At 61.3% G+C, this 26,507-nt stretch carries 20 protein-coding genes and 2 pseudogenes; 14 read left to right on the top strand and 8 right to left on the bottom strand.

The annotated features are described in order from the left end of the window. A pseudogene (locus X773_RS48775) lies at positions 1–802 on the bottom strand (transcriptional regulator); the annotation flags it as partial. A gap of 249 nt (positions 803–1,051) precedes the next feature. Here X773_RS48775 and X773_RS48770 point away from each other — a divergent pair. The 4 genes from X773_RS48770 to X773_RS48755 are packed head-to-tail and all read left to right on the top strand — an operon-like array spanning position 1,052 to position 5,081. Further along, complete coding sequence (locus X773_RS48770) at positions 1,052–1,930, top strand: ABC transporter permease (protein WP_023675645.1); 879 nt, start codon at positions 1,052–1,054, stop codon at positions 1,928–1,930. After that, positions 1,927–2,748, top strand: a complete 822-nt coding sequence (locus tag X773_RS48765; RefSeq protein WP_023675644.1) for an ABC transporter permease — start codon at positions 1,927–1,929, stop codon at positions 2,746–2,748. Before X773_RS48770 ends, X773_RS48765 begins: the two co-directional genes overlap by 4 nt. 22 nt (positions 2,749–2,770) lie before the next feature. Beyond that, complete coding sequence (locus X773_RS48760) at positions 2,771–3,913, top strand: extracellular solute-binding protein (protein ID WP_023675643.1); 1,143 nt, start codon at positions 2,771–2,773, stop codon at positions 3,911–3,913. Beyond that, a complete protein-coding gene (locus tag X773_RS48755; protein WP_023675642.1) occupies positions 3,906–5,081 on the top strand; it encodes an ABC transporter ATP-binding protein in 1,176 nt (391 codons plus the stop codon). The genes X773_RS48760 and X773_RS48755 overlap by 8 nt, the downstream gene beginning before the upstream one ends. 19 nt (positions 5,082–5,100) lie before the next feature. Here X773_RS48755 and X773_RS48750 read toward each other — a convergent pair. The 6 genes and pseudogenes from X773_RS48750 to X773_RS48725 form a co-directional block, all read right to left on the bottom strand. Continuing rightward, positions 5,101–5,385 (bottom strand): annotated as a pseudogene (locus tag X773_RS48750) (branched-chain amino acid ABC transporter permease); the annotation flags it as partial. Positions 5,386–5,504: 119 nt separating this feature from the next. Continuing rightward, positions 5,505–6,497 carry a dipeptide ABC transporter ATP-binding protein gene (locus X773_RS48745; protein ID WP_031211448.1) on the bottom strand — a complete coding sequence of 331 codons (993 nt, stop codon included), beginning with the start codon at positions 6,495–6,497 and terminating at the stop codon, positions 5,505–5,507. Beyond that, a complete protein-coding gene (locus tag X773_RS48740; RefSeq protein ID WP_023675639.1) occupies positions 6,494–7,519 on the bottom strand; it encodes an ABC transporter ATP-binding protein in 1,026 nt (341 codons plus the stop codon). Before X773_RS48740 ends, X773_RS48745 begins: the two co-directional genes overlap by 4 nt. Further along, complete coding sequence (locus X773_RS48735) at positions 7,509–8,483, bottom strand: ABC transporter permease (RefSeq protein ID WP_023675638.1); 975 nt, start codon at positions 8,481–8,483, stop codon at positions 7,509–7,511. Before X773_RS48735 ends, X773_RS48740 begins: the two co-directional genes overlap by 11 nt. Beyond that, complete coding sequence (locus X773_RS48730) at positions 8,483–9,511, bottom strand: ABC transporter permease (RefSeq protein ID WP_031211444.1); 1,029 nt, start codon at positions 9,509–9,511, stop codon at positions 8,483–8,485. The genes X773_RS48735 and X773_RS48730 overlap by 1 nt, the downstream gene beginning before the upstream one ends. 107 nt (positions 9,512–9,618) lie before the next feature. Continuing rightward, a complete protein-coding gene (locus X773_RS48725; protein WP_023675636.1) occupies positions 9,619–11,292 on the bottom strand; it encodes an ABC transporter substrate-binding protein in 1,674 nt (557 codons plus the stop codon). Positions 11,293–11,591: 299 nt separating this feature from the next. Here X773_RS48725 and X773_RS48720 point away from each other — a divergent pair, with 299 nt between their 5' ends. From X773_RS48720 to X773_RS48690, 8 genes are all read left to right on the top strand, one after another. After that, entirely contained in the window at positions 11,592–12,317 is a 726-nt protein-coding gene (locus X773_RS48720; protein ID WP_245274646.1) for a LuxR family transcriptional regulator, read from the top strand. Between the two features lie 173 nt (positions 12,318–12,490). Further along, on the top strand, positions 12,491–13,390 hold the full coding sequence (locus tag X773_RS48715; RefSeq protein ID WP_023675634.1) for a proline iminopeptidase-family hydrolase: 900 nt from the start codon (positions 12,491–12,493) through the stop codon (positions 13,388–13,390). A gap of 486 nt (positions 13,391–13,876) precedes the next feature. Beyond that, entirely contained in the window at positions 13,877–14,125 is a 249-nt protein-coding gene (locus tag X773_RS76280) for a hypothetical protein (protein ID WP_156937305.1), read from the top strand. Between the two features lie 394 nt (positions 14,126–14,519). Next, positions 14,520–17,117, top strand: coding sequence for an AMP-binding protein (locus tag X773_RS48710; protein WP_348625920.1), 2,598 nt, complete (start codon positions 14,520–14,522; stop codon positions 17,115–17,117). Continuing rightward, positions 17,114–18,097 carry an NAD(+) synthase gene (gene nadE, locus X773_RS48705; protein WP_023675631.1) on the top strand — a complete coding sequence of 328 codons (984 nt, stop codon included), beginning with the start codon at positions 17,114–17,116 and terminating at the stop codon, positions 18,095–18,097. Before X773_RS48710 ends, nadE begins: the two co-directional genes overlap by 4 nt. Before the next feature lie 3 nt (positions 18,098–18,100). Next, positions 18,101–20,122, top strand: a complete 2,022-nt coding sequence (gene asnB, locus X773_RS48700; protein WP_023675630.1) for an asparagine synthase (glutamine-hydrolyzing) — start codon at positions 18,101–18,103, stop codon at positions 20,120–20,122. Beyond that, positions 20,119–21,675, top strand: coding sequence for a class I adenylate-forming enzyme family protein (locus X773_RS48695; RefSeq protein ID WP_023675629.1), 1,557 nt, complete (start codon positions 20,119–20,121; stop codon positions 21,673–21,675). The genes asnB and X773_RS48695 overlap by 4 nt, the downstream gene beginning before the upstream one ends. Positions 21,676–21,731: 56 nt before the next feature. Next, positions 21,732–21,998, top strand: coding sequence for an acyl carrier protein (locus tag X773_RS48690; protein ID WP_023675628.1), 267 nt, complete (start codon positions 21,732–21,734; stop codon positions 21,996–21,998). A 99-nt stretch (positions 21,999–22,097) separates the two neighbouring features. Here X773_RS48690 and X773_RS48685 read toward each other — a convergent pair whose 3' ends face one another. Continuing rightward, a complete protein-coding gene (locus X773_RS48685; protein WP_023675627.1) occupies positions 22,098–22,790 on the bottom strand; it encodes a class I SAM-dependent methyltransferase in 693 nt (230 codons plus the stop codon). Between the two features lie 407 nt (positions 22,791–23,197). On the opposite strand from X773_RS48685, the gene X773_RS48680 reads away from it, so the two are divergent. Beyond that, positions 23,198–24,949, top strand: a complete 1,752-nt coding sequence (locus tag X773_RS48680; RefSeq protein ID WP_031211441.1) for a type I secretion system permease/ATPase — start codon at positions 23,198–23,200, stop codon at positions 24,947–24,949. Positions 24,950–25,188: 239 nt separating this feature from the next. Further along, the gene (locus tag X773_RS48675; RefSeq protein WP_245274645.1) at positions 25,189–26,487 is read left to right on the top strand and encodes an HlyD family type I secretion periplasmic adaptor subunit; all 1,299 of its coding nucleotides are present in this window, start codon (positions 25,189–25,191) and stop codon (positions 26,485–26,487) included. Positions 26,488–26,507: the final 20 nt, after the last annotated feature.

Below are 26,507 nucleotides of genomic sequence, written 5' to 3'. Positions count from 1 at the left end.
ATCCTGAGGCCGTCGACATAGGTGCCGTCATTGGCAATTCGCCAGTTCTTCAGCTTACCGTATTGCGAGCCCTTAAGCTTCCACCAGGAGGGCGTGAAGACGCCGCGCTTGTCGCCGAAATCCCCCGGCGACGTCCAGGTGCCGACATCGACGCCATTGATCGTCAGCGTGATGTCCGAGGGCCAATCGGCGCTGGTGCCCGGCACTTCCGAAGACAGCTCTATCGCAACTTCGAGTCCGGTGATCTCGGCATTGGCGAGCTTGGCATTGTTGGGGAACTGGTATTCGACAAAACCGCGCGTGAACCATAGCAGACCGGCNCATTGGCGAGCTTGGCATTGTTGGGGAACTGGTATTCGACAAAACCGCGCGTGAACCATAGCAGACCGGCTTTCATGCGGTCCGGATCGAGGAAAGTGTTCGGCACATCGAGCAGACCGATGATGCCGTCCGGCGAACAAAGGCCGCAGGGCGCGGTAACCTCGAAGCCGGTATAAAGCCCGATCGGCATCGACACTTCGATCGCGTCGTTCTTGACCGCACGATATTCGCTCTTGAACACGACGAGCACTTTTTCGGCGGTCGGATAGCAGATTTTCCGGTTGCCTTTCTTCGCTCTCTCGGTGCGGATCAGCCCCGCATCCTCCAGCACCTGGATGTTGGTCGAGACGGTCGACTGCGGAAGCGACAGCACGGCGGCGATNTGCAGCAGTTTCAGCATCGAGATCCGCGCCGAGGAGGCAAGCCCCTTGAGCACGGCAATGCCTTCCTCAGGTTCAATCACCAGAAAATTGCGACTCATGAAATTGCCCGGCCCATGTAAAATCTATATCCGAAATTACCCTGTATATCGGGATATCTGATTTAATCAATGTGCAGGCGGAACGCCGAGCAATTTGTTGAATCCGGCAGGGCGAGGGTCGCGCGGTGGCCCTGCACAGAATTTGTGCAGGAGCCATATGCAGAGTGGACACCTGAACGCCGATCGCCCAATCTAGTCCGGAGCCGAGCCCGGTGATGGCGGCTTGCACATAGAGTGGTTGGACGGGTCGTGACCAAAGGGTGGAAATTATACGATCAGCGACTGGCCTGGGTCCTCGTCGCGCCTGTGCTTTTACTGCTTACCCTGCTTCTGCTGCTGCCGATCGCGATGATGACGGTCTACACGTTTTTCACCTTCGTCACCGCGGGGGTGGAATCGGCGGTGCTGACCTTCGACAACTGGAAGGAATTCCTCACCGACAGCTACTATCACGGTTTTCTTTGGAAGACCGTTCGCGTCGGCGCCATCACCGCTGTGATCTGCGCGATCCTTGGCTATTTCCCCGCCTATTTCATCTGGGCCACGACCTTCAGGCACAAATGGCTGCTGTTGCTGCTGCTCATCGTGCCGTTCTGGATCAGCTTCACCATCCGGACATTCTCGTGGATCCATATTCTCGGCGAACAGGGGCTGATCAACGTCGTGCTCATCAGGCTGGGGGTTATCAACGAGCCGTTGCCGATGCTCTACACCGAGGGCGCCGTCATCATGGGGCTGCTGCATTTTCTGCTGCCCTATATGATCCTGAACGTCTATGTCAGCCTGGAAAGCATCGACCGCACGCTGATCGCCGCCGCCCGCTCGATGGGCTGTACCAGCGCGCAGGCGTTTCGCGAAGTGACCCTGCCGCTATCGATGCCGGGGCTGGGCGCCGGGCTGCTGCTCTGCTTCGTGCTGGCGGCCGGCTCCTATGTGACGCCGCAGCTGCTCGGCGGCAGCCGCGATGCGCTGTTCGGCAACTTGATCTACGACACCATCATGGGGCAGCTCAATTGGCCGATGGGCGCCACGCTTTCCATCGTCCTGTTCGTCCTGCTCGGCGCGGCCGCGGCCGCCTACAGCCGCTATATGGGCCTATCGCAGATCATGAAGGGCCTCAGTGCATGAGAGCGGATCATCCCAATCGCGAAGGCAGATGGGCGTGGCGGCTGACCGGCGCGATCACGGTGTGCGTCTACATCTTCATGTTTGCGCCGATCCTCGCCACGGTCGTGCTTTCCTTCAACGCCTCGATGTTCGGCGGCTTTCCCCTCACCGGCTTCAGCCTGCGATGGTACGAAAAGCTGCTCACCAACGAGCCGGTTCTCGACGCCTTCCGGACATCGATGTGGATTGCCCTGGTGACGGCAACGGTGACGACGCTGCTCGGCATCATGGCGGCATTGGCGCTGGTGCGCTTCGAGTTCCGTGGCAAGCAGGCGATCAACACGCTTGTCATTCTTCCCGCGCTGGTCCCCGAAACGATACTCGGCGTCGGCCTGCTGGTCATGATCAAAGCCGTCGACCAGCCGCGCAGCATGACGCTGCTGGTGCTCGGCCACATTCTGCTCACGCTCCCCTACGTGGTGCTGATCGTCCAGGCGCGCATGGTCGGCATAAAACGTTCCTATGAGGAGGCGGCGCTTTCGCTCGGGGCGCCGCGTGTGTCGACATTCCGCGAAATCACGCTGCCGCTGCTCATTCCCGCAGTGCTTGCCAGTGTTCTGCTCGCTTTCACCATTTCGTTCGACAACACCTCGGCCAGCCTGTTCTGGCGGCCGGCGGGCGTCGAGACCATGCCGACGCAAATCCTTTCGATGCTGAAGATCTCGATCAGCCCCGAGGTGAACGCGCTCGGAACCGTCATGATCCTTTTGACGGTCGGCATTCCCTTGGCTGGCGGGCTCGTCCTGCAAAGCCTCACCTGGTTCAAGGCAGGCAAGTGAAGATGAAAATGGGAGAATGGAAATGAAACTGACAACCACCAAACGACTGGAACGGCTCAACGAACGCTATGCCAATGGCGACATCAGCCGGCGATCGTTCCTGACGCTGACGGCCGCCGCTGCCGCCGCCACCGGGCTTTCCATGCCCTGGATGGGACGGGCGCTCGCCGCGGTTTCGGAAGTGCGCTTCGACGGATGGGGCGGCGTGGTGCAGGAGGCGATCGATAAGTACGCGTTCCAGCCTTACACCGCCAAGTCCAAGGTCAAGGTCGTCCAGGGCACCTTTGGCGACGAGAACGAGATCATCACCAAGATCAAGACGTCGAAACCAGGCGACTTCCAGATCGTCCATTCTTCCGGCGTCAACTACTATATCAAATACGTCAATGGCGGTTTCAATTCCGAGATCAACGAGGCGAACATTCCGAACATGGCGAATGTGCTGACCGCCATGATCGAGCCGTTCCGTAAGATCACGCCGAAGCTGTCGGCGGTGCCATATGATTACGGCACCACCGGCATCGCCTACAACAACAAGGTCATCTCGCCGGAAGAAGCCAAGGAAAAGGGCGCCAACCTGCTTACCGACACGAAATATGCCGGCAAGATCGGCGGCTACGCCGATATGACGACGCGCGTCTGGTATGCGGCACTGCAGACGAAACAGGACCCCAACAACATCCAGGACATGGATGCGGTCTGGGCCAAGGTTCGCGAGACCCGCGACCTGGCCAAGAAGTTCTGGAGTTCCGGCGCGGAACTCATGGACCTCCTGTCGCGAAACGAGATCGTCGTCACTGACGCCTGGTCAGGACGTGTCGCCGCCCTGCAGCAGCAGGGCCAGCCGATCGGCTATCTCGACCCTGCCGGCTCATACGCATGGATGGAGGACATGCTGGTGCTCAAGGGATCGCCGATGGCCGAATGCGAGGAGCTGATCAATTTCATGCTGGATCCGGCCACGTCGATCGCCGTCGCCGAGGGCCAGAACTATCCGCCATCGCTTGACCCGACCAAGGTGAAGCTGACCGACAAGATCGCGGCGCTTCCGGCCTTCGACCCGACTGGATCGATGAAATCGCTGACCTTCGCCGATCCGCTCTACTGGGCGAAGAACGAAGACGCCTGGACCAAGCAATGGGACAGGGTGTCGAAAGGTGCATGACGACAACAGCCACGACCAGCAGCCCCGGCCGGCTTCGGCCGGGGCTGATGGCGACCCGCTCGCCCAGAGCGAGCGGCAGCCGATAGGAAAGCCTGCGGTCGAGTTTCGCGACATCGATATTTTCTACGGCAAGTTCGCCGCTGTGCGCGATTTTTCACTGGCGATCCGCAAAGGTAGTTTCGTCACCTTGCTGGGGCCGTCCGGGTGCGGCAAGACGACGATCCTGCGCTCGATCGCGGGCCTGGTCGACATCTCCGGTGGCCAGATCTCGATCGGCGGAAAGCGGGTCGACGACATCCCGATCTACAAACGCAACATTGGTCTGGTGTTCCAGAACTACGCGCTCTTTCCGCACAAGAACGTCTTCGACAACGTCGCATTCGGCCTGAAATACCGAAACGTGCCTAAACCGGAAATCGTGCGCCGGGTCAAGAAGGCGCTGGATATGGTGCGGCTGCCCGGCAGTGAGACAAAGCTGCCGTCGCAGCTCTCGGGCGGCCAGCAGCAACGCATCGCACTGGCCCGCGCCATCGTCTTCGAGCCGGAAGTGCTGCTGCTGGACGAGCCCTTGTCGGCGCTCGACGCCAATATGCGCGAGGACATGCGCGTCGAGATCAAGAAAATCCAGAGGGAGACGGGCATCACCGCTATCTTCGTGACGCACGACCAGGAAGAAGCCTTGTCGATGTCCGACCACATCGTCGTGATGAACGCCGGCCTGATCGAGCAGATCGGCTCCCCCGCGCAGGTCTATGACCAGCCGGCCACCGCATTCGTCGCCAATTTCCTGGGCAAGGCCAACATGCTGCCCGGCAGCGTGACAGCGATGGACGGCAAGATGGCGACGATCGCGCTGGCCACCGGCCATGTCGTAAAGGCGGCCGCGCCGAAGGCGCTCGCGACCGGCAGCGCGGTCACCGTTGTCGTTCGCCCGCAGAAGCTTACCGTCGGTACCGCCGGTGCTGCCAACAGGCTGGCGGGACGGATCGTCTCGACCTCCTATCTCGGCGGCAATGCGGTCTACGAGATCGACATCGGCGCCGGCACGCTGGTGCGCGCCAACACGTTGATCGACGGCCAGCCGCTGCGTGAAGGCGAAGCGGTCGATGTCTGCTTCGACCCGCTGGGCTGCGTGCTTCTCGACGCGCAAGGCTTACGCATCGCCTAGCGAGGCGGAACTGAGCCGTTCAGTCTTTCGCGTCACCCTTTGGCCCGAGAAACCGCGCATAGACCTCACCGACAATACCGCGCCGGAAAACCAGCACGCAGACCATGAAGGTCAGGCCGGTGGCGATGGTCACCGGAAAGTTCGAGGTGGCGAGCGTGTTTTCCAGGCCGACGACCAAACTGGCGCCGATGATCGGCCCGACCATGGTGCCGATGCCGCCGAGGAGCGTCATCAGGATCACCTCGCCCGACATCTGCCAGGTGACGTCGGTGAGCGTGGCAAACTGAAAAACGATCGCCTTGAGCGCCGAAGCGCAACATACCGTCGGATCGTGCGGCGTCCAGATCGGCCTCTATTCTCGCCGAAGCGACGATTGCGGCTGAACGGTCCTGATCCGATATCGTTGAACGAGAATTCCCCTAGTCAACCGTCGGCGGGATGATGGCACGCGACCAGGCGGCCCTCGCCAATGCTTTGGAGAAGCGGGCGCTCGCTGCGGCAGATCGGGGTGGCAGCTGGGCAACGGGTGTGGAACCGGCACCCCGAGGGTGGGTTCATCGGGCTGGGCAGATCACCCTTGAGCACCAGCCGGCCGCGCCGCGCCCGGTCGATGCTGGGTATCGGCACGGCGGAACGCAGCGCCGCGGTGTAATGGTGTCTGGGCGCCGCAAAGACCTCGTCGGTCGGCCCGCTCTCCACGATCGATCCCAGATACATCACCGCCACACGGCTCGAGATCTGACGCACCACGGAAAGATCGTGGGCGATGAACACATAGGTCAGGTTGTACTCCTCGCGCAGGTCGGCGAGCAGATTGACGATCTGCGCCTGGATCGACACGTCGAGCGCCGAGACCGGCTCGTCGGCCACGATCAGCCGTGGCCGCAGCGCCAGCGCGCGGGCGATGCCGATACGCTGGCGCTGGCCGCCGGAGAATTCGTGCGGGTAGCGCGATGCGTGCTGGGGCGACAAGTCGACCCGGCGCAGGAGCTCGGCCACGCGGTCCGCCATTTCCGATGCCGAGAGGCGTTCATGGATGCGGAACGGATCGGCCAGCAGATCGCCGACCCGCCGGCGCGGATTGAGCGAAGCGCTGGGATCCTGAAAGACCATCTGCATCTGCCGCCGCAACGGACGAAGCTGGCGCTGGGAGGCGTCGCTGATGTCGCGGCCCTCGAATTCCAGCGACCCCGAGCTGATTTCGGTCAGACGCACCAGACACCGGCCAAGCGTGGATTTGCCGCAACCGGACTCGCCGACGATGCCGAGGGTCTCCCCGGGCCAGATGTCGAGCGACACCGTATCAACCGCATGCACGGTCCGGCGCTGCGCCGGGAAGATTGAGCGGCCGACGCTATAGCGCTTCGACAGGTCGCCGGCACGAAGCAGCGGACGTTCGCGTGGCCTGGCATTCATCGTTGCATCTCCACCACGCCGCCAGGCCTCTGGGCAGCGAATTGTCTGCGCGTAGGCTCCGGCAACAGGCACGCGGCGCGATGGCTCTCGCCTTGCATGATCGGCAGTTGAACCAGACAGGCGTCGTGGCGAAAGGCGCAGCGGGGGCTGAAGGCGCAGCCTTTCGGTAGGTTGGAGAGCGACGGCGGAATTCCCGGAATGGCAGCGAGCCGGGCTGGACGTGGTCCCTCCATCGGCGGGATCGAGCCGAACAAGCCCCATGTGTAGGGATGCAGCGGCGCCCGGAACACGCTGCTCTTGCCGCCCTCCTCGACAAAGCGTCCGCCATACATCACCAGTACCCGGTCCGCGACTTCGGCGACGACGCCAAGATCGTGCGTGACCAGGATCACAGCGGAACCGAACTGGTCGCGCAATCGTCCGATCAGTTCGAGGATCTGCGCCTGCACGGTAACATCGAGGGCTGTGGTCGGTTCATCCGCGACGAGCAGCGCCGGGTTGCACGAGAGCGCCATGGCAATCACCGCGCGCTGGCGCATACCGCCGGAAAGCTGGTGCGGGTAGCTGTCGATGACCCGATCCGGATTTGCGATGCCGACCGCATCCAGCAATTGCACGGCCCTCGCCCGTACCGCTTTCGCCGACACCTTTTCATGCGCGCGGACCTGCTCGCCGATCTGGTTGCCGATCGTATGCACCGGGGTGAGCGCAGACATCGGATCCTGGAAGATCATCGCGATCTGGCGGCCGCGAATGGCATCGAGCGCACGCCGCTTGAGCCCGATCAGCTCCTGTCCCATGAAACGGATGGAACCGGAGACGATAGCGTTGGGGCTGTCGATCAACCCCATAATGGCGAGCAAGGTCTGGCTTTTGCCCGAACCGGATTCGCCGACCACACCGACGATCTCGCGCTGCTCGACGGAGAACGAAACACCTCCCACCGCGCGCACCAGGCCCTCGTCGCTGCGGAAGGAGACGGCGAGGTCCTTGACCACCAGAAGAGGAGCATCAGCCGACATCGCGAGCCCTCGGGTCGATGAAGACGAAGACCACGTCGACGACGAAGTTTGCCATCACCACGAAGAAGGCGGCGTAGATCACCGTGGCAAGGATCATCGGCAGATCGAGCGTCTGCAGCGCCTCATAGGTCAGTTTTCCGACGCCCTGCAGTCCGAAGACCACTTCGGTCAGCAGCGCACCGCCACCGACCAGGGCACCGAAGTCGAGGCCGAACATGGTAACAAATGCGACCAGCGAGGTCCTGAGGCCATGATGCAGCACCACCCGCCGCTCGCCGATCCCCTTGGCTCGGGCGGTGCGGATGAAATCCTCCTGCATCATCTCGATCAGGCTTGCCCGCAGCACCCGGCCGTAGAGGCCGACATAAAGGGTTGCCAGCGTGAACCACGGAATGACGAGCGCCTTGAACCAGCCCCAGGGATTCTCGGTCAGGGGGATGTAGCCGAGCGGAGGAACCCAGGAAAACAGCCAGCTGTCGTGCCAGCGGCTTTGCGTCAGCAGGTTGGCGACCTCGCCCAGCCAGAAGACCGGGATCGACACGCCTACCAGGCTCAGGATCATCAGCGCGCGATCAATGAATGTACCGCGCGTTGCGCCTGCGATCACACCGACGATCAATCCGCCGAGCACCCACAGCACTGCCGCGCCGCCGACCAGCGACAGCGTCACGGGAATGGCGCTTATCACGGTCGGAATGACGCGCTGCCCGCGATTGACGAAGGAGGTGAGATCGCGGCTGACGAAAAGCCGGTTCATCATCAGCCCATATTGCACCGGCAATGGCCGGTCGAGACCGAAATCGTGGCGCACCTGGATCAGCGTCTCTTGCGAAGCATTGCGGCCGGCAATGCGCGCCGATGGATCAGCGCCAGGCGTCGCAAAGAAGATCAGGAAAGCGACGACGCTGATACCGAACATAACCAGCACCATCTGGCCAAGCCGGAAGCCGAGCGCGGCAACCACTAGACGCCCCTCGGCGAGGATTTCGGATCGAGCGCGTCGCGCACGCCGTCGCCCAGAATGTTTAGGGCCAGCACCGTGATCACAATGGCTAGCCCCGGCGCCAGTGCCACGACCGGCCGCGAATAGAGCAGGCCCTGGCCGTCCTGGATGATCGTGCCCCAGCTGGCATCCGGCGGCTGCACGCCGATCGACAGGAACGACAGCGAGGATTCCGTCATCATGTTGAGCGCCAGGATCAACGGCACGAAAACGATGATGCGGGTCACCACATTGGGCATGATGTCGCGCAAAAGGATGCGCCAGGGCGATGCGCCAACGCCGATCGCAGCGGTGACGAATTCGGCATGCATTAAGGTCAGGATATGGCCGCGGATCGGCCGCGCCACATAGGGCACATAGACGATGCCGATGATGAAGACCGGTAGCCACAGGCTGCCGGAGCGGATTTCGAACGGACCGATCTGGATACTCTGCGCAATCAGCACGATCGACAACGAAATCGCCAACAGGAAAATCGGAAAAGCCCAGAGCACGTCGAGAATGCGCGACAGGCCGATGTCGACGATGCCGCCGAAGAAGCCGGAAACGACCCCCAGGAATGTCGCGAGGACAAGGCACAGCACGGCTGCAGCACCCGAGATCAACAGCGAATCCCGTCCGCCGTAAAGCAGCCGCGCCGCGACGTCACGGCCCTGGTTGTCGGCACCGAGCATATAGGGGCCGATGCGCCAGGTCGGCCCGACCGGCGTCATGCCGAGGCCAAGGCCTTCGGTGGAGGGCTGCAGCACCGGCTGGGTCACCCCATCGACGACGATCTCGCCATTGAGATTGGTCGCAAATGGATCGGTGCCGGAGACGTATCGCGCATAAAGCGGCGCCGCGAGCGAGGCGATCACAATGACGACGAGCACGGCGAAGGCAGATATTGCCGAACGATCGCCTTTCAGCTTGCGCCAAGCGGTGCGCCACGGGCCATCGGTGGCCCGGCGAACCGGGATGGCAGGCTGGTCCGCAATGACATTGACCATGAACAGGATTGCCTGGGAAAAATCGCGGCCTGGAAGATGCGCTGATCCGCCGGAAAAGGAAATGCGACGGAGAGCCAGCGGCACTCCGTCGCATTGGCTCCGGTCGGCTATTCCACCCAGGACTGGCTGACAATCCAGTAGAATTGCGGGCTGAAGGTGAAGTTCTTCAGCCTGGAAGAGATCACATCGACGCGCTTTGGCGTGAACAGGACAGCGACCGGAGCCTTGTCCGTCACAGCCTTGTCGATGGCGGTCCAGAGTGTCGCGCCCTTGGCCGGATCGGCGATGGTGGCTGCCTCTGCCTCGTCCATCGATGCGTCGATCGACTTGTCGCAGAACCCCGAAATATTGACCGAGGCGTCGGAGCCCGGCGTAAACGAGGCACAGCTGAACAAGACCTGCAGGAAATTCGATGGCGCCGGGTAATCCTGGAACCATTGCGAGATCGAAATCTGCACCTTGTTATTGGTGTTCTGGATGTAGGTGAACTGTATGTTCTGCGAGATCGGCTTGACCGACGTCTTGTAGCCAAGCTGGTTGAGCACATCCTGCAGGTAGACGCCGATCGCCTTGGAGACCGTGGTGTCCTCGGTGATGATCGTCACCTCCTGACCTGCGGTTCCCGATTCCGCGACCAATTGCTTGGCCTTGTCCATATCCGGCGCCGACCACTTCTCACCTGGATTGGCGGTGAACGAGCAATAGGCTGCGAATGACGGGAAGCCCGGCGGCAGGATCTGACAGGCCGGCTGCGCCAGATTGCTGCCGCCGAACAGCTTGACGATCGCGGCGCGGTCGATCGCGAAGTTCACGGCTTGGCGAACGCGGATGTCGTTGAACGGCGCCAGATTGGTGTTCATCGGCGCATACCACATTGCCGTCAGCGGGTGAACCGTGACCTGCGCGGCATATTTGGTGCCGAGTTCGGCGAGACGGTCGGACGGCGGTGGGTCGAACATCCAGTCCGCCTGGCCATTCTCGACCGCCGTCACCGCCGCCTCGTCGGTAAGGCCGAATTCATAGTCGATCTCGTCCGGATATCCGGCCGGCTGCGCTTCCTTGCTCCATTCCTTGAAGTGAGGATTGCGCACAATCTTCATTAGCTTGTTGGGGTCGTAGCTGGCGATCATGTACGGTCCGGTACCCGGGATCGGATCGGTGCCGGCGTCCTTCAGCGGCGCGCTCGCCGGCAGGATCGACGCGTGTGGAACGGCCAGCTTCTGCAGGAACTCGGCATCCGGCTGGACCAGGTTGAAGGTAATGCTTCCGGCCGCATCGTCGACCGACAGGCCACCTTCGAGGGTGCATGCAGCGGGGGCCTTCAAGCACGCATCCGCGCCGACGATGCCTTTGTAGAAGGTCCCGGCCGTCGGCCCGCTGATCTTGAAGATGCGTTGGAACGAAGCCACCACGTCCTTCGTGGTGACATCCGAGCCATCCGCGAATTTGATGCCCTTGCGCAGCTTGAAGACGTAGGTCTTGCCGCCGTTCTCGACCTGCGGGAGGCTTTCCGCCAGGTCCGCGACGACTTCGAAGCCAGTCTTGTCCCCGGCCTTCTTGTAGGTCACCAGGCCATCGTAGAGGACATAATTGATCTGGAAATACTGCAGCGTGTAGTTGATGTGCGGATCGGCGGTGCCTGCCGCGGCATTGGCCAGCAGTCGGAGTGTGCCGCCTGGCTTGCCCTCGGTGGCCAAGGCACTGCTTGCCGGCGACATCATGATCACGCCGAGCAGAGCCAGGCAGGGTATCAACGCTGCAAATGCTTTTTGGGGTCGCATATTTATTCCCTCATGGAGGCGTGTCGGCTTTTGCCGCGCTGAACCCGATCGATCGACCATTGCGCGGCTGAAACAGTCTGGGTTTGCGAACGGTGTCCGCTACTTGGCCCAATCACAAAAGACTACGGCGAGCGAAGCCGGACGGGATAGCTATTAAGATAGATAGGGTCGGACAGGCTTATCCCCGCCTATTTGTTGAGCAGCCGGCCGACATGGCTATTTGACAAGCAATCATCAGCGGGTAAGCTTGCCCGATGCAAAGCCTTCCAGGCGATCTAGAGAGCCGGTTCCAAACCGGAATGAGCATCGACGCTGCCATGGCGGTGGCAACGGAGGTGCTGGAGCCCATCGGTTTCACCGCATTCATCTACGACTATACGCCCGTGCCGGTCAGTCACAAGGGCGAGCTTATCACGCCCTCGTTGATGGCTCTGCGCAACGTGCCGCGCGACATGCAGGATCTCTGGTGCAAGGGCGGATATTATCAGCTTGACCCGGTGCAGGAGGCCGCGCTCACCGTATCGAGACCGTTTCTCTGGTCGCACAGCGGCGTTCAGAGCACCGTCATGCAGCGCGTGCTCCAGTCCAAGCACGATCCTGTGGTCAGCTATTTGCTTGACACCAGGATGACCTGCGGCGTCACCGTACCCATTCGCCTTGCCGGCGGCGATCTCGCCACCTTCACCGCGATCCGTGCCGACCCGGAGGCCGGGTTCGAGCTCGAAGCCAGACCCTTGATCGCCGAGATCGGAGATCTGGGTCATCTGCTGCATGACTCCGCCTACGCCGGTTTCGACGCCGGAATCCGCACCTGCCAACATGTCCATCTGACGTCACGCGAACGTCAGTGCCTGCGCCTGGCCGCTGCCGGACTGACGGCCAAGCAGGTCGCGCGTGAGATTGGCCGCGCGGTGCCTACCGCAACGCTGCACCTCAACGCGGCGACGCGAAAGCTTGGCGCGCGCAACCGCTTCCATGCCATCGCGCTCGCCGCCCATTACCGGCTGCTCGAACCGGAGCATTGAGGCTCGCGACCTGCGGGGGATCGGCCTTGCCTCGGGCAAACCCATAACCGGCGAACCTATAAAAAGTGCTAGCTGTAAATGCGCTGGGCCGCTTAGTACCGTCGGTCGCAAACAAGGCTTGGGAGGGGTGCACCAAAGTGGCTCCTGCCGCGCCATGATGCGGAGCTTGGACTGTGACGGCACATGCGATCACCGAAGGATTTAGCGACTACAAGGGCTATCGCACCTGGTACCGTGTGACCGGGGACCTCGGGTCGGGCAAGCTGCCCCTGGTCGTCGCTCATGGTGGACCGGGCTGCACCCACGACTATGTGGACTCATTCAAGGAGCTTGCCGGAACCGGGCGAGCCGTCATCCACTACGATCAGATCGGCAACGGCAAATCGACCCATCTGCCGGACAAGGGCGGCGACTTCTGGACCGTCGATTTCTTCCTGGGCGAACTCGATGCGTTGCTCGCCCATCTCAGCATTGCCGGCCATTATGCCCTGCTCGGCCAGTCCTGGGGCGGCATACTCTCGGCCGAGCACGCCGTGCGCCGCCCTGAGGGGCTCAAGGCATTGATCCTGGCCAATTCGCTGGCCTCGATGGCGCTGTGGGTGGAAGGAGCCCGGCAATTGCGCACCGAGTTGCCAGCCGATGTGCAAAGTGCGCTCGACCGGCACGAAGCGGCGGGAACCACCGATCACCCCGAATATGTTGCGGCGACGAAGGCTTTCTACGACCGTCATGTCTGTCGCGTCGTTCCGATGCCGCCAGAGGTCGCCCGGACATTTGCGGCAATCGAGGAAGATCCGACCGTCTATCACACCATGAACGGTCCCAATGAGTTCCACGTCATCGGCACGATGCGGAATTGGACCATCGTCGACCGCCTGCATCGGATCGAGGCGCCGACCCTGGTTTTCCGCGGCTTCTACGACGAAGCGACCGAGGCCTGCGTCCAGCCCTTTCTGGATCTTATCCCGTACGTTGAAGGCCTGGTCTTCCCGAATTCCAGCCACATGCCGCATGTGGAGGAAAAGTACGACTGCCTCAGCGCCGTCGGGCGCTTCCTGGCCAAATACGATTGACGTTCCAGCGCCAGGTCTTCTGTTCCAACGGATCGTCGACACGACGCAGTCGTCGTGAGGCAGGTTCAGAAAACCTCGAACCGTCCCATTTCTCTGCCGACGCACATTGCTATGCCTCGGTGATGGCGACGCCACGCTATGTGGATGTCCCGCAAAGGCCTGCAGGGTCGTCCGATGAGGCCAAATCACGGGCAGAATGCCAGATCACGGACAGCATAAAGGAGCCCATTCGAGCGCCTTTTCCATTGCCCGCGGAGGCAGGGGCCTAACGTTGCGGCGCAGATTGGCATGTCGCCGGCATGGCCGCAATCAGCCTGCCCTCCCCTGAACTGGCATCCCGTCGCTGAAAAACCTGACGGATACGGAGGACCAAGTTGCCGGTGGGTACGGAAAGTATCGGACCCAAAGTTTCGCCAAGCAGTTGCAACCGAATTCATTAGCCGGCGTTAAAGTGCGGGTGATCTAGCGGGGCATGGGGAGGCTTTCATGCAGACGTATCTCGTCGAGCGTATGGACGGCGACGATGTTATCTCGGTGCGCGTTGTCAACGCGCCGAGTCCGTTCAGAGCCGCAGCTATGATGACGGGCGGGCGTATTACCTTCCGAACGTGGGAAAAGGATTGGATCCGCGTGACCGACGAAAATCGGGGACAGATCTATGCCTATTGTTTCGTCCCCGGCAGCTATTCCGACACCGAAGCATCGCCGGTGTCGTCCGGAAGAACCACCGAATAGGCAATATGCCTGAATAGCGGCAATTCCATCTTCGACCCCACCTTGGTCTTCGAGCCCGCCTTGGCATGTGTCCGTGTCATGCGCACCACAACAGCCAGCGAGCCCGGCATGATTGGCTCGGCCGGCGGCTTGCGAAACAGGCGAAGTGACTAACCAAGCGCCCTTGAGGGAAGATCAGGGCATCATCAGAATGATCGATGAAAAGATTGGGGCGGGGGGCGATAAGTGACCCTAATCTTAGCGTAGGCAACTCATGTCTTCGGCATATTTGGGATCAGAAGTCGCGGATCAGGATCTAGCGGTGGATTGTCAGACAACGACCTCCGATAATTGGTCCAGTGTCCCACAATACGCACTGGATCAGGGTGGTCCCGTACTGCGCCCATTTCAAAGATTGGGCGTCGATTTTACCAACATTGCGGCCTTCGATCACCTGAGAAATGTCGTCCGCCAGTACCCCGACAAGCTTGCAATCAGCGACGGCGCCAATCGTCTGACCTATTCCCAGCTCCTCCGGTCAGTCGAGACGCTGTCCCACCAGATCGCGGCGACCGTCCCAGACGGACAGGCGATAGGGATTCTTCAGGCCAACTCAGCCTGGTATCCCATTGCCATGCTGGCAAGCATGACGGCTGGGCGGCCTTCGGTGCCACTCAACGCGCGAGATCCTAGCTCGCGTATCCTTGAAATCGTGGCCGGGGCGCGGCTCTCAGCTGTCCTGGGCGAGGGCAATGTCCGACCCGATGGATTGCCCCACCTGGTCAGTTGGATCGATGTGTCGACCAGTGCGGCCTCGCAGGCTGGGCAAGTGCCTCGTTCTTATTCCGTCTCGGTCGATGCGCCCGCCATCGTGCTTTATACGTCAGGGAGTACGGGCCGGCCCAAAGGCATCGTTAACAGCCAGCGCAGCTTGCTGTGCCGGGTCCAGCAATATGTCGATGCGTGCCACATCAACTCGGATGATGTTTTCCTGCCATTGACCGGACCCGCCACAATCGCCGGGTGCCGGGAGATTCTTGCTGCTCTTCTCACCGGCGCCACCTTGCATCTGGTCGAAGTCGAAGCGGTCGGCCTGCGCGCCGTTCAACGCCTGGTGCGATCCGAAGACGTGACAATCACCTATCTGGTGCCGGCACTGCTTCGCGCGCTTATGGCAGACGGACCTGCAGAAGCGTTCCATTCACTCAGAGTCGCCCGGATCGGTGGCGAGAAGGTGCCCTGGACCGACATCGCCCTGCTGCGCAAGGCCGTCTCCGATACGTGCCTTATCCAGATCGGTTACTCGTCAACCGAGACCACCGGCTCGCAATGGTTCCTGCCGCGAGACTGGCCAGAGCATGGAGATTCGGTTCCAGTTGGCTGGCTGCTGCCTGGAATCACCTTCGCAATTGTCGACGAAGCGGGCCGCCGCGTTCAACCGGGCCGCAGCGGAGAGCTTCTGATCAGGAGCCCGTATGTCTTGCTTGGCCATTGGGAGGACGGGGCGGTTGTGCCGGCAACATCAGACCCGCACGATCCAGGCCTTCGGATTTTCGCGACAGGTGACCTCGTTCGACTTGATGATCAAGGCCTACTGCACATCGTCGGTCGCAAGGGGCGCCAGGTAAAAATCAACGGTCGACGCGTCGAGCCAGCCGAACTCGAACGGGTGCTGCGTTGTGCACCCTCTGTCGCGGATGCCGTGGCAATCGTGACGGCCGCGAATGAGCTTGTCGCCTTTGCTGTTCCTCGGCGCTCGGCCGAAGCGACCTTTTCGGACGAGCTTCGCCAGCTTGTCAGGACCAATCTGCCGCCGCCGCTGCGTCCCTTGCGGTTGCACACGATCGCCGAGATTCCGCGTCTGCCGAGCGGCAAAGTCGACATCACGACACTTGCAGAGATGGATCTTTCAGCCAGAGAGACAGCGGCGACCGCGCGTCCGCTCGAGCCGCGAGGCAAGCTGACCGCGCAGCAGGTTGTCCAGCGGGCATGGACCAGCATTCTCAATACGCGCGTGGCGGCAGGACGCTGGGATGACGCCGGAGGAGATTCGCTGAAGCTGCTGCACTGCGTCATGGAAATCGAAAGCGCCATCGGGCAGGAACTCGGCCTTGAGGCCTTCACCGTCGGGATGAGCCTGGAGCAAATGGTCAAGGCGGTCGTGTCCGCCCAGGCAGGCGATCAAAGCGCGCGCGCCCAGAAGCACGACCCTCCCATTCTTTTTCTGTTCCCGGGGTCCGTCGGCTATGGCCCGAGCCTTGCAGCCTTTGCAGCAGCGATGGGCAAGGTGACCCGCGTTGCCCCGATCAGGTATCCGGCCCTGGCTATGATACTGCGCGGACAAGACAGCCTCGCCGATATGGCCGACGCCGCCGTCGACCAGATCCGCCGCGCCCAACCCTCGGGCCATGTACGACTTCTCGGCCATTCGCTCGGCGGCGCTGTTGCCTTCGAAGTTGCGGCGCGGCTGCTGGCAGCGGGGCGAACCGTAAAGTTCCTCGGCATCCTCGACACCAGCCTCGTCGGGGAGCGAAGCGCCCGCTGGGAGACGTTTACGCGCACATTCAATCGAATCCGAACCAACCGCGTGTCCGCTTACCGGATGGCATGCCGCGCCCTCGCGAAAGTCGCCGTGGCAATGAAGCGCGAGGCACAACTGGTCCAGTTTCTCGACCGCTTCGCTCAAGGACAGTTCAACGCGACGAGCTTTAGAACCAAACTGGAACTGCAAGAGGTTTTGCGCGCGCAAGCCTTCTTCCAGTGGGTGGCCGAGCCAAAGCCGGCTCTGCCGATCACAGGCACCCTGTTCCGCTGTGCTCGACCCGGAATGCCTCTGGCAATCGGCTGGGATAGCGTCTTCGCCCATCTGGACGTGATTCCGATCGTCGGCAGCCACATCGATCTGGTTGTAGAGCCTCACCTTACCACCAATCGTCCCCTTATCGAGAAAGCGGTGGCGAAAACCTATTCGCCAATCGAGTCTCGCAAACTGGAGTACAAGCCATCGACCTGATCTCAACATTCGGCAAAGACGCCCTGGTGCTCGACGCTGGCGCGGAAGTCGATCGCATCGTCCAGATCTTGCGCCAGCAGGTCCTCGGCACGCTGCGACGTCGAGGGGTGGTTGTCGGCCTCTCAGGCGGCATCGACAGCTCCGTCGTTGCGGCGTTGTGTGTTCGCGCCTTTGGGAAAGGCAAGGTCCTCGGGATATTCATGCCGGAGCGCCATTCCTCCGGCGACTCACTGAGGCTCGGCCGCATTGTCGCCGCACACCTTGGTATCGAAACGATCCTGGAGGATATAACGCCGGCCCTGGAAGCGATCGGCGCCTATAGACGGCAGACCGAAGCAATCCAGACCGTCGTTCCCGAATATGGGGACGGCTGGAAATGCAAGCTGGTGCTCGCCTCGGTTCTCGAGAGCAACGGTCTCAACATCACGCGCCTCACGGTTCAGGACCCCGAGGGCAGGACCGACACGGTGCGCCTGCCGTCGGCAGCCTATCTGCAGATCGTCGCTGCAACCAACTACAAGCAGCGCCTGCGCAAGATGACCGAATACTACCATGCCGACCGCCTCAACTACGCGGTAGCGGGCACGCCGAACCGCCTGGAGTACGACCAGGGCTTCTTCGTCAAGCAGGGCGACGGAATTGCCGACCTGATGCCAATCGTCCACCTCTACAAGACCCAGGTCTACCAGTTGGCCGAATATCTTGGGGTGGAGGAAGAGGTCCGGCGCAGACCGCCCACCACAGACACCTTCTCGATGGCGCAGAGTCAGGAGGAGTTCTACTTCGCGCTTCCTTATTATCTGATGGATCTGTGCCTCTACGGCTTGAACCATGGGATCGCCGACGAAGACGTCGCCGAGGCAACCGGCCTCACCGTGATGCAGGTCCAGAAGGTTTTCAAGGATATCGACAGCAAGCGGCGCGCCGCACGTTATCTTCACGCGCGGCCGTTGGTGTCCTCTTCAATGGGCGAGGGCTAGGCGATGTGCGGCATCGCCGGAATTGTGTCGCTGAGCGCCGCAGCGGCGCCCCCTTCCCGCGATGCGCTGATACGCATGGCGGGCGCGCTGGCGCATCGCGGCCCGGACGAACGCGGCCTTTACCGGGACAGACGTGCGGGATTGGCGCATGCCCGCCTGTCCGTCATCGATCTCGCAAGCGGCCAGCAGCCACTCGCCGGCGCGGGCGACACAATGTGGATCGTCTTCAACGGCGAAATCTTCAATTACGTCGAGCTGCGACAAGACCTGGTCGCGCTCGGTTATCGCTTTCGCACACGCAGCGACACCGAGGTCATCGTCCATGCCTATCATGCCTGGGGCGAGGCCGCCTTCGAGCGAATGAATGGGCAGTGGGCAGTCGCCATCTGGGACTCCGTGGCAGGTCGTCTCGTCTTGTCGCGGGATCGGTTCGGCATCTGCCCGCTGCACTTTTGCGAGCATGGCGGACGGCTTTACTTCGCCAGCGAGGTGAAGGCCATTTTCGCGGCCGATGCGGATATACCCCGCGCCTTCGATCCAGCCGGCATCGATCAGACTTTCACACTCTGGACTGTCGCGCCGCCACAAGGCGTGTTTGGAGGAGTAAGCGAACTCACGCCGGGGCATGTCCGCATTTATGACAGCGGCGTCGTCCGGGAGCGGGCTTTTTGGAAGCCTGACTATCCAGAGGTTGACGGACCCGGCGATGATGAATTCACCGGCTCGCTTGATGACGCGGTGGAGGAAGTGCGCAGCGCCCTGGAAGCCGCGACGGCGCTCAGGATAGTACGCGCCGACGTGCCGGTCGGCTGCTATTTGTCCGGCGGGCTCGACAGCTCGCTGGTCGCCACGCTGGGGAGACGCTTCGCGGGCGAGCGCTTCCAGACTTTCTCGCTGCGTTTTGCCGACGCCGAGTATGATGAGACGCATTTCCAGCGCCTGGTTGCCGGCGTGGCCGGCAGTGACCATCATGAGGTGGTTGTTTCGCGCAGCGATATCGCTGGCATCTTCCCTGAGGTGATCTACCACACCGAGCGGCCAATCCTCAGGACCGCGCCGGCGCCGCTGTTCCTGCTCTCGAGACTGGTGCGCCAGCACGGCATCAAGGTCGTGCTGACCGGCGAAGGGGCCGACGAAATGTTCGCCGGCTACGATTTGTTCCGCGAGGGCAAGGTCCGCCGCTTCTGGGGACGCCAGCCCGCCTCGACGCGACGCTCGCGGCTGCTGGAGCGCCTCTATCCCTATCTCAGCCGCTCGCCGGTGCAGCAGCAGGCGATGGCACGCCAGTTCTTCGGGCGCGACATCCACGCCTGTGACGCGCCTGGTTTTGCGCATGGCACGCGCTGGCGTACCACAAGCGCCATCAAGCGGCTGTTTTCGGCAGACATGCGCGCCCAAACGGAGCGCCGCAACGCCGTGTCCGAGCTGCTTGCCCGCCTGCCGCCGGAGTTTTCGCGATGGGGCTCTCTTGCGCAGGACCAGTATATAGAGATTCAGACGCTGATGTCGGGATACCTGCTTTCCTCACAAGGGGACAGAATGCTGATGGCTCATTCCGTCGAGGGGCGCTTCCCGTTCCTCGATCATGAACTCGTGAGACTCGCGAATTCGCTTCCTGCCGCCTACAAGCTGCGCGTGCTCGATGAAAAGCATGTGCTGAAGCGCGTAGCGCAACCGATCGTGCCGTCGGAAATCGTCACCCGCAAGAAGCAGCCTTACCGGGCCCCCAACGCGCTCTGCTTTGTCGCAGATGGCGCTCCGGCCTACATTCGCGAAGCACTTTCGGAGGCGGCGCTGCGCGAAGCGAACGTCTTCGATCCCAAGTCGGTTACCCGGCTCCTGAACAAGTGCCAGGCCAGCGCCGGCGACGGCGACCTGTCCAACTCCGACAATATGGCGCTTGTCGGGGTGCTGTCGACGCAGCTTCTTCATCGGCAATTTATCGCGAGCCTTCCAAGTGGGGCTCGCACGCTCAAGCTCAGCATCGATATCGACCGCGAACACCGCGAAGAGGTGCTCGCATGATGCATGGCGCCGTACCGCTCCTGCATGACTATCTCACCCACTCTGCCAGCCGGCTCGGCGAGAAGGTGGCCCTGGTGTGCGGCAATCAACGTGTCACTTATGGCGATCTCGATATGCGTTCGAACGCCATAGCGCACCATTTGACCGATGCCGGAATTGCGCGTGGCGATCGCGTGGTGGTCTTCGCCGACAACACTGTCGAGGCCGTCATTGCGTTCTGGGCGGTGCTCAAGGCCAACGCCGTGGTGTGCATCGTCAATCCGCTCACCAAAAGCGACAAGCTTGATTATCTGCTCAACGATTGCCGCCCGACGGCACTGATCACCGACAAACACCTGCACTCGATTTTCAGGGAGCCGGCGCGGAATTGCCCATCGTTGCGCCGCATGATCGTCTCCGGGCCGATCGAACACAGCGACCTGCAAGAATTGCCGCATGCTGTGCGCTGGGACGCCGCGGTCGCGGCAGCCCGCAGCACGCCGCCCTCGCGCCGCTGCATCGACATCGATCTCGCTGCGATCATTTATACATCCGGCTCGACGGGCGAGCCCAAGGGGGTGATGCTGACACATCGAAACATGATCGCCGCGTGCGCCTCGATTTCCTCATACCTGGCGCTTGCCGAAGACGAGGTGATCCTCAATGTCCTGCCGCTCGCCTTCGACTACGGTCTTTACCAGATGATCATGGCATTCGGCGCGGGCGCCCGGCTGGTGCTTGAGCGCTCGTTCGCCTTCCCGGCGCAGATCCTTGGGCTGATCAAGCAAGAAAGGGTGACGGGTTTTCCCGGCGTACCGACCATCTTCGCCGCACTCGGGGAGCTCAGGTCTCTCAGGGATCAGGATTTTTCGAGTATTCGCTACGTCACGAACACTGCGGCCGCCCTGCCGCTCAAGCACATTCTCCTGCTGCAGGAGCTGTTTTCTGGCGCCCGCATCTATTCGATGTACGGCCTTACCGAATGCAAGCGCTGCACCTACCTGCCGCCGGAGGATCTGGAGCGAAAGCCGTCGAGCGTCGGGATCGCCATCCCCAATACGGAAATGTGGATTGTCGACGAGCATGACAGGCGGGTCGGCCCCGGCATCGTTGGTCAGCTCGTCATCCGCGGAGCGACGGTGATGAAGGGCTATTGGGGCAAGCCGGAGGCGACAGCCAGGAAGCTCAAGCCTGGCCCGCTGCCGGGTGAGCAGGTCCTATACACCGGCGACTACTGCCGGATGGACGCCGAGGGCTATCTCTACTTCGTCGGTCGCGGCGACGAGATCATAAAATCGCGCGGAGAGAAGATAGCGCCGAAGGAGGTGGAAAACGTGTTGATGAACATTGCGGGCGTACGGGAAGCCGCGGTCATCGGCGTTCCGGACGAGCTGCTCGGGCAAGCAGTGAAGGCATTTGTCGTGATGGAGCACGGAAGCATGATCGGTGAAAAGCAGTTGCAGAAAGAGTGCCAGAGACGGCTGGAAAACTTCATGGTTCCGAAGTCCATCGTCATCGTACCCAGTCTGCCGATGACCGACACGGGTAAGCTCAAAAAAACGGCCCTGTCATGAGTCGGTACCAGGGCGAAGTTGATCAGCATTCATCTTTTGTACCGGAGGCGAAATCAATGTTATCTACCAAGGATAGAACCGATACCTGCAGCGAACAAATTCGCGCTTTCCTGGCTTCGAATTTCTATATAGCCGATCCCGAGAGCCTGGAGAGCGACACCTCGCTACTCGACCAGGGCATCGTGGACTCGACGGGTGTGCTCGAGGTTATCGGCTTCATCGAGGAGACCTTCGGCATCACGGTCGAAGACAGCGAGCTGCTGCCGGAGAATCTCGATTCCATCGAGGGAATTGCGCAATACGTCATGCGCAAGAGAAACTGACGCAAGAGAAACTGATCGCCGAAATCTCGCGCAACTCTGTTTCAACTTCCCGGCCGTTTCTAGCCGCGACAGCGCGTCTACCTGCCGCGGCTGCGATGCTTACGCCTGCGCCCTCGTATGTCCCACAACCACCCTGCCCTCACCGGCCTGGTTGGTGACTGCCCGGATACTCGAATAGGCCTTGGAACGCTCGAGCAAACTCATGACCTGCCGGTCCTGGCCAAGCCCCACCTCGAAAAGCAGGATGCCTCCGCGCCGCAAATAGCGCGGCGCCTCCTTGAGCACCCGCATGTGGATGCTCAGGCCGTAGGGGCCGGCTGCGAATGCTTCACGCGGCTCGAGCTCGACCAGATGCGAACGGTCGCCCTCGAGCCGTTTTTCCGAAATGTAGGGCGGGTTGCAAACGATCACGTCGATCGTGCCATCGAGCTCCAAGCCTGAGAAGGCGCTGAACAAGTCGCCCTGAAGCACCGTTACCCGGTCCTCGATTTCAAGATGGGTGACGTTGCGGCGCGCGACCTCCACGCATCCGTCGGTAAGATCGCTTGCCCACACGCGCGCGGTGGGAGCGTGGTGCGCGATGGCGCACGCCAGATTGCCCGCCCCACAGCACATGTCGACAACGCGAGGCACCGGCAGGTTCAGTTGGCTCAGGACATCGAGAGCGGCCTTGCCGAGCAGTTCCGTTTCCGGCCGAGGAACAAGCGCACCGGGCGAGACCAGCAACTGCAATCCCATGAAGGTGCTGCGCCCCCTGCCGTAGGCATCGGCAACATTGATCTCTTCGCTCACGACACTCGCCTCCCCGATTTAGCCGGCGTTGGTGGCCGACAATTGCGTACCGATGAAGTGTATCTCAAAACCGTTTAACTCTCGATCGACAAAATCAAAACCGATCCCTCCCCAGACGCTTTGAAGCCTTGATGCTACAAAGATGACCATAAGCTTCTGCGCCGTGTCATGATTAGGAATATCTCCTTACTCGACCCGGTTATCCCCAGCCTAGCGAGCCGGTTGCCGAATTCTCAGCCTGGCGTCACGATTTTGCTACATTTTAATCAAAGAAGGCACGTATGTAAGCAATTCGTAATGTTTCCAGCAGCGGGGCGGGGCTGCTGCTTCCCGGAAGGTTAAAGTTTGTCCCTCATCGAAAGAATCGACGAGATTGCGCGGCAATTTCGCGTCAACGAGCGCACATCATGAAGTCGACCAAAGGGCGCTCGCTCGATCTCCGCTCCGCAATGTTCGGCTGTGTGCACGGCCTCGTCGGCGTAGGCATTTTCTCGGCATTGATAAATATCCTCGCCTTGACCGGCTCCGTCTACATGCTCCAGGTCTATGACCGCGTGCTGCCTTCGCAGAGCGTGCCGACTCTTGTCGGATTTACAGTCGGGATGCTGGGACTTTACGCGGCCTATGGGCTCCTCGATTTCGTGAGGCTTCGCCTGTTGGTCCGCATCGGCAGCCGCCTGCATAGAAATCTGCAGCAAAAAGCGTTCGCAGCCTCGCTTTCCCTGCCCCTCGTCGCCGGGCCGGATGCGAACCGGGTACACCCGCTTCGTGATCTGGACCAGCTACGTGGCTTTCTTTCCGGGCTCGGGCCGACAGTCTTATTCGACGCTCCCTGGATACCATTTTATATGGTGGTCATCTATCTGCTGCACCCCGCGCTTGGCGTGCTGGCAACGCTCGGCGCATGTGCCGTTGTGTTTTTGACGGTGGTTGCCGAGATCATCGGCCGCAAACCTGCGGCTCGTGCATCTGAGACACTCGTAGCGCAGCGGCTTCTGGCCGACTCCGGCCGCCGCAACGCAGAGGTTGTTCAGGCGATGGGCCTTTCCGCCCCGCTTAGCCGGCGCTGGAACGAGGTCAGTCATCTTTATCTGAAGAACCAGGAACGGCTCTCCGACGTCGTCGGCGCAGCAAGCTCACTGTCGAAGACGCTCCGAATGGCCCTGCAATCATGTGTGCTAGGGCTTGGTGCCTACCTTGTGATCGGCGGCGAGGCCTCGCCTGGCGTGATCATTGCATCGTCCATATTGCTGGGCCGCTCGCTGGCGCCGGTCGATGTGGCGATCGCAAACTGGAGAGGGTTTCTGGCAACCCGCAAAAGCTATACCGAGCTGGCGGCAGCCCTGGATGCTTTTGATAGCCAGCAAGAGCCAATGGAACTGCCCGGCCCGAAGGCTGAGCTTGCGGTCGAGGAATTGACCGTCGCGCCACCAAGCCTGCAGAAGCCCACCATCTTCAATGTAAGCTTCCGCTTGGCGAGAGGCGCAGGGTTGGCGGTCGTCGGCCCGAGCGGCTCCGGCAAGACCACGCTCGTGCGCGCTTTGGTCGGGGCATGGAAGCCGCTTCGTGGCACGGTAAGATTGGACGGCGCCTCGCTCGATCAGTGGAATTCAGAACTGCTCGGCATTCATATTGGCTACCTTCCGCAGGACGTTGAGCTGTTCGACGGGACGATCGCTGACAACATTTCGAGGTTCGGCGGCAAAAGCGACGCAAAAGGCGTGCTGGCAGCTGCCAAGGCTGCGGGCGTGGACAAGATGATCATGCGTCTTCCGCAGGGTTTTCAAACACGCATCGGAGAAGGCGGCGCGGCCCTTTCGGCTGGGCAGAGGCAGCTCGTCGGGCTTGCCAGGGCACTTTACGGCGATCCATTCCTCGTCGTTCTTGACGAACCAAATTCCAATCTGGATGCAGACGGTGATGCTGCTTTGGCCGGCGCAATCCTGGCAGTGCGTCAGCGCGGCGGTATCGTGATCGTCGTTGCGCATCGCCCCTCCGCTCTCGTCAACATCGATCAGGTACTCGTCCTGTCGAACGGGATGCTCCATTCGTTCGGCTCGCGCGAAGACGTTCTGGCAAATGTGGTCCGGCCCTTCCCGCGCCCGGACAAGCCAAACATTGTCGTTCCGCTGCAGCACGGTGCAAGCGGGCATGCGTGAGGTATTGCTTAGTGTCTAACGTGACCATGTCGTCATATGCTGCGGTTGGCGGCGAAGGCCCGCCGACCGGGCAGAAGCCGCAGCCGGATGGGATTCAAGCCAATCTACCCCGGGGTACTCTGGTCCGGAGCCTAGCAGCACATTGTCGTTCCGCCGCACAAGCGTGCAGCCGGGCATATGCGAGGTATCGCTCTGCTGTTGCCGTGTCATACGTCGCAGCCGGTGGCGAAGGCCGTTCGTTGGAGACGAAGCCAGAGCCGGATGGCATCCGGGCCAATCTGCTCTTGGGCCTGGCAACCAGCTTGCTGTTGATCTTTGGCGGAGGGCTCTGGTTGGGATTGACCAAGATTGCCGGCGCGGTGATTGCGCCCGCAACCGTGGTGGTCGAAAGCAACATTAAAAAAGTCCAGCATCAAACCGGCGGCACCATCGGCGGAATCTTCGCGCAGGACGGCGATCATGTGAAGGCCGGCGATGTGTTGGTCAGGCTGGACAACACATTGACCCGAGCAAACCTGCAGATAATCACCGAGGACCTCAATCGCGCCACCATTCGTCTGGCCCGACTGGAGGCCGAGCGCCAGGGTCTGCCGGAAATGCAGATCCCGCCCGACCTTCGCGCTCAAATGGGCGACCCGCAAGTGGTGGCACTTGTCAGTGGCGAGCGTGCCTTGTTTGAAAGCCGTGCTGCGGCGCTGGCTGGCCAGAAGGCACAATTACAAAGCCGCGCGAAGCAGCTGGAACGTCAGATCGATGGCCTCAAATCGCAGCAGTCTGCAACGGACGAGTCTCTGGATCTGCTGACCAAGAACCTTGCGGATGTCGAATCTCTCTACGCAAAGAAGTTGGTGTCCAAGGAGAGGTTGAGCAATGTCAGCCTGGATAAGACCCGGGCTCGCGGCGAATCGGGACGCCTTGTCGCAGCGATAGCAGAGGTACAAGCTCACATCAGTGAAACGGACCTGCAGGTGCTTCAGCTCGACGAACAAATGCGGAGCGACGTGACCAACGAACTTCGCGAAACGGAAGCCAAGCAGACCGAGCTCAGCGAGCGCCAGGTGGTGGCCGAAGACGAACTCAGCAGGACAGACATTCGTGCCCCGCAATCGGGCACAGTACAAGAATCCTCGGTCCATACCGTAGGAGGCGTGATTGGCGCAGGAGAGGTGCTCATGATGATTGTGCCCGATTCCGACAACCTTGTCGTCGACGCTTCCATTCCTCCGTCGCGTATCGATGAGATTCATCCCGGACAGCAGGTGTCGATCCGCTTTCCAGCGTTCGACGCCGGCACCACACCTGCTTGCGAAGGCTCGGTCAAGCGCGTCTCAGCGGATCTGATCAAGGATCAGCAACGCCAGCTTTCCTTTTTTTCGGCGCGCATCGACGTCGAGAATGAAGCGACGTGCCTGACAGGAGAGAAAATACTCAAACCGGGCATGCCCGCCGAAGTCCACATAAGAACCGACGAGCGCAGTGTCTGGTCCTACTTGATGAAGCCCCTTACCGACCAGTTTTCCAGGGCCTTCAGGCAGTAAAGCGGTTGCGAAACGCGGCC

The sequence above is a fragment of the Mesorhizobium sp. LSJC280B00 genome, assembly GCF_000502835.1.
In the GTDB taxonomy this organism is placed as follows: Bacteria; Pseudomonadota; Alphaproteobacteria; order Rhizobiales; family Rhizobiaceae; genus Mesorhizobium.
This window is presented reverse-complemented; position numbering and strand designations above follow the sequence as displayed.

Coding starts and splice junctions, on each gene's coding strand:
- X773_RS48765 (WP_023675644.1), top strand. CDS start 1,927: ATGAGAGCGGATCATCCCAATCGCGAAGGCAGATGGGCGTGGCGGCTG.
- X773_RS48730 (WP_031211444.1), bottom strand. CDS start 9,511: ATGGTCAATGTCATTGCGGACCAGCCTGCCATCCCGGTTCGCCGGGCC.
- X773_RS48725 (WP_023675636.1), bottom strand. CDS start 11,292: ATGCGACCCCAAAAAGCATTTGCAGCGTTGATACCCTGCCTGGCTCTG.
- X773_RS48690 (WP_023675628.1), top strand. CDS start 21,732: ATGTTATCTACCAAGGATAGAACCGATACCTGCAGCGAACAAATTCGC.
- X773_RS48720 (WP_245274646.1), top strand. CDS start 11,592: ATGAGCATCGACGCTGCCATGGCGGTGGCAACGGAGGTGCTGGAGCCC.
- X773_RS48695 (WP_023675629.1), top strand. CDS start 20,119: ATGATGCATGGCGCCGTACCGCTCCTGCATGACTATCTCACCCACTCT.
- X773_RS48740 (WP_023675639.1), bottom strand. CDS start 7,519: ATGTCGGCTGATGCTCCTCTTCTGGTGGTCAAGGACCTCGCCGTCTCC.
- asnB (WP_023675630.1), top strand. CDS start 18,101: ATGTGCGGCATCGCCGGAATTGTGTCGCTGAGCGCCGCAGCGGCGCCC.
- X773_RS48760 (WP_023675643.1), top strand. CDS start 2,771: ATGAAACTGACAACCACCAAACGACTGGAACGGCTCAACGAACGCTAT.
- X773_RS48745 (WP_031211448.1), bottom strand. CDS start 6,497: ATGAATGCCAGGCCACGCGAACGTCCGCTGCTTCGTGCCGGCGACCTG.
- X773_RS76280 (WP_156937305.1), top strand. CDS start 13,877: ATGCAGACGTATCTCGTCGAGCGTATGGACGGCGACGATGTTATCTCG.
- X773_RS48680 (WP_031211441.1), top strand. CDS start 23,198: ATGAAGTCGACCAAAGGGCGCTCGCTCGATCTCCGCTCCGCAATGTTC.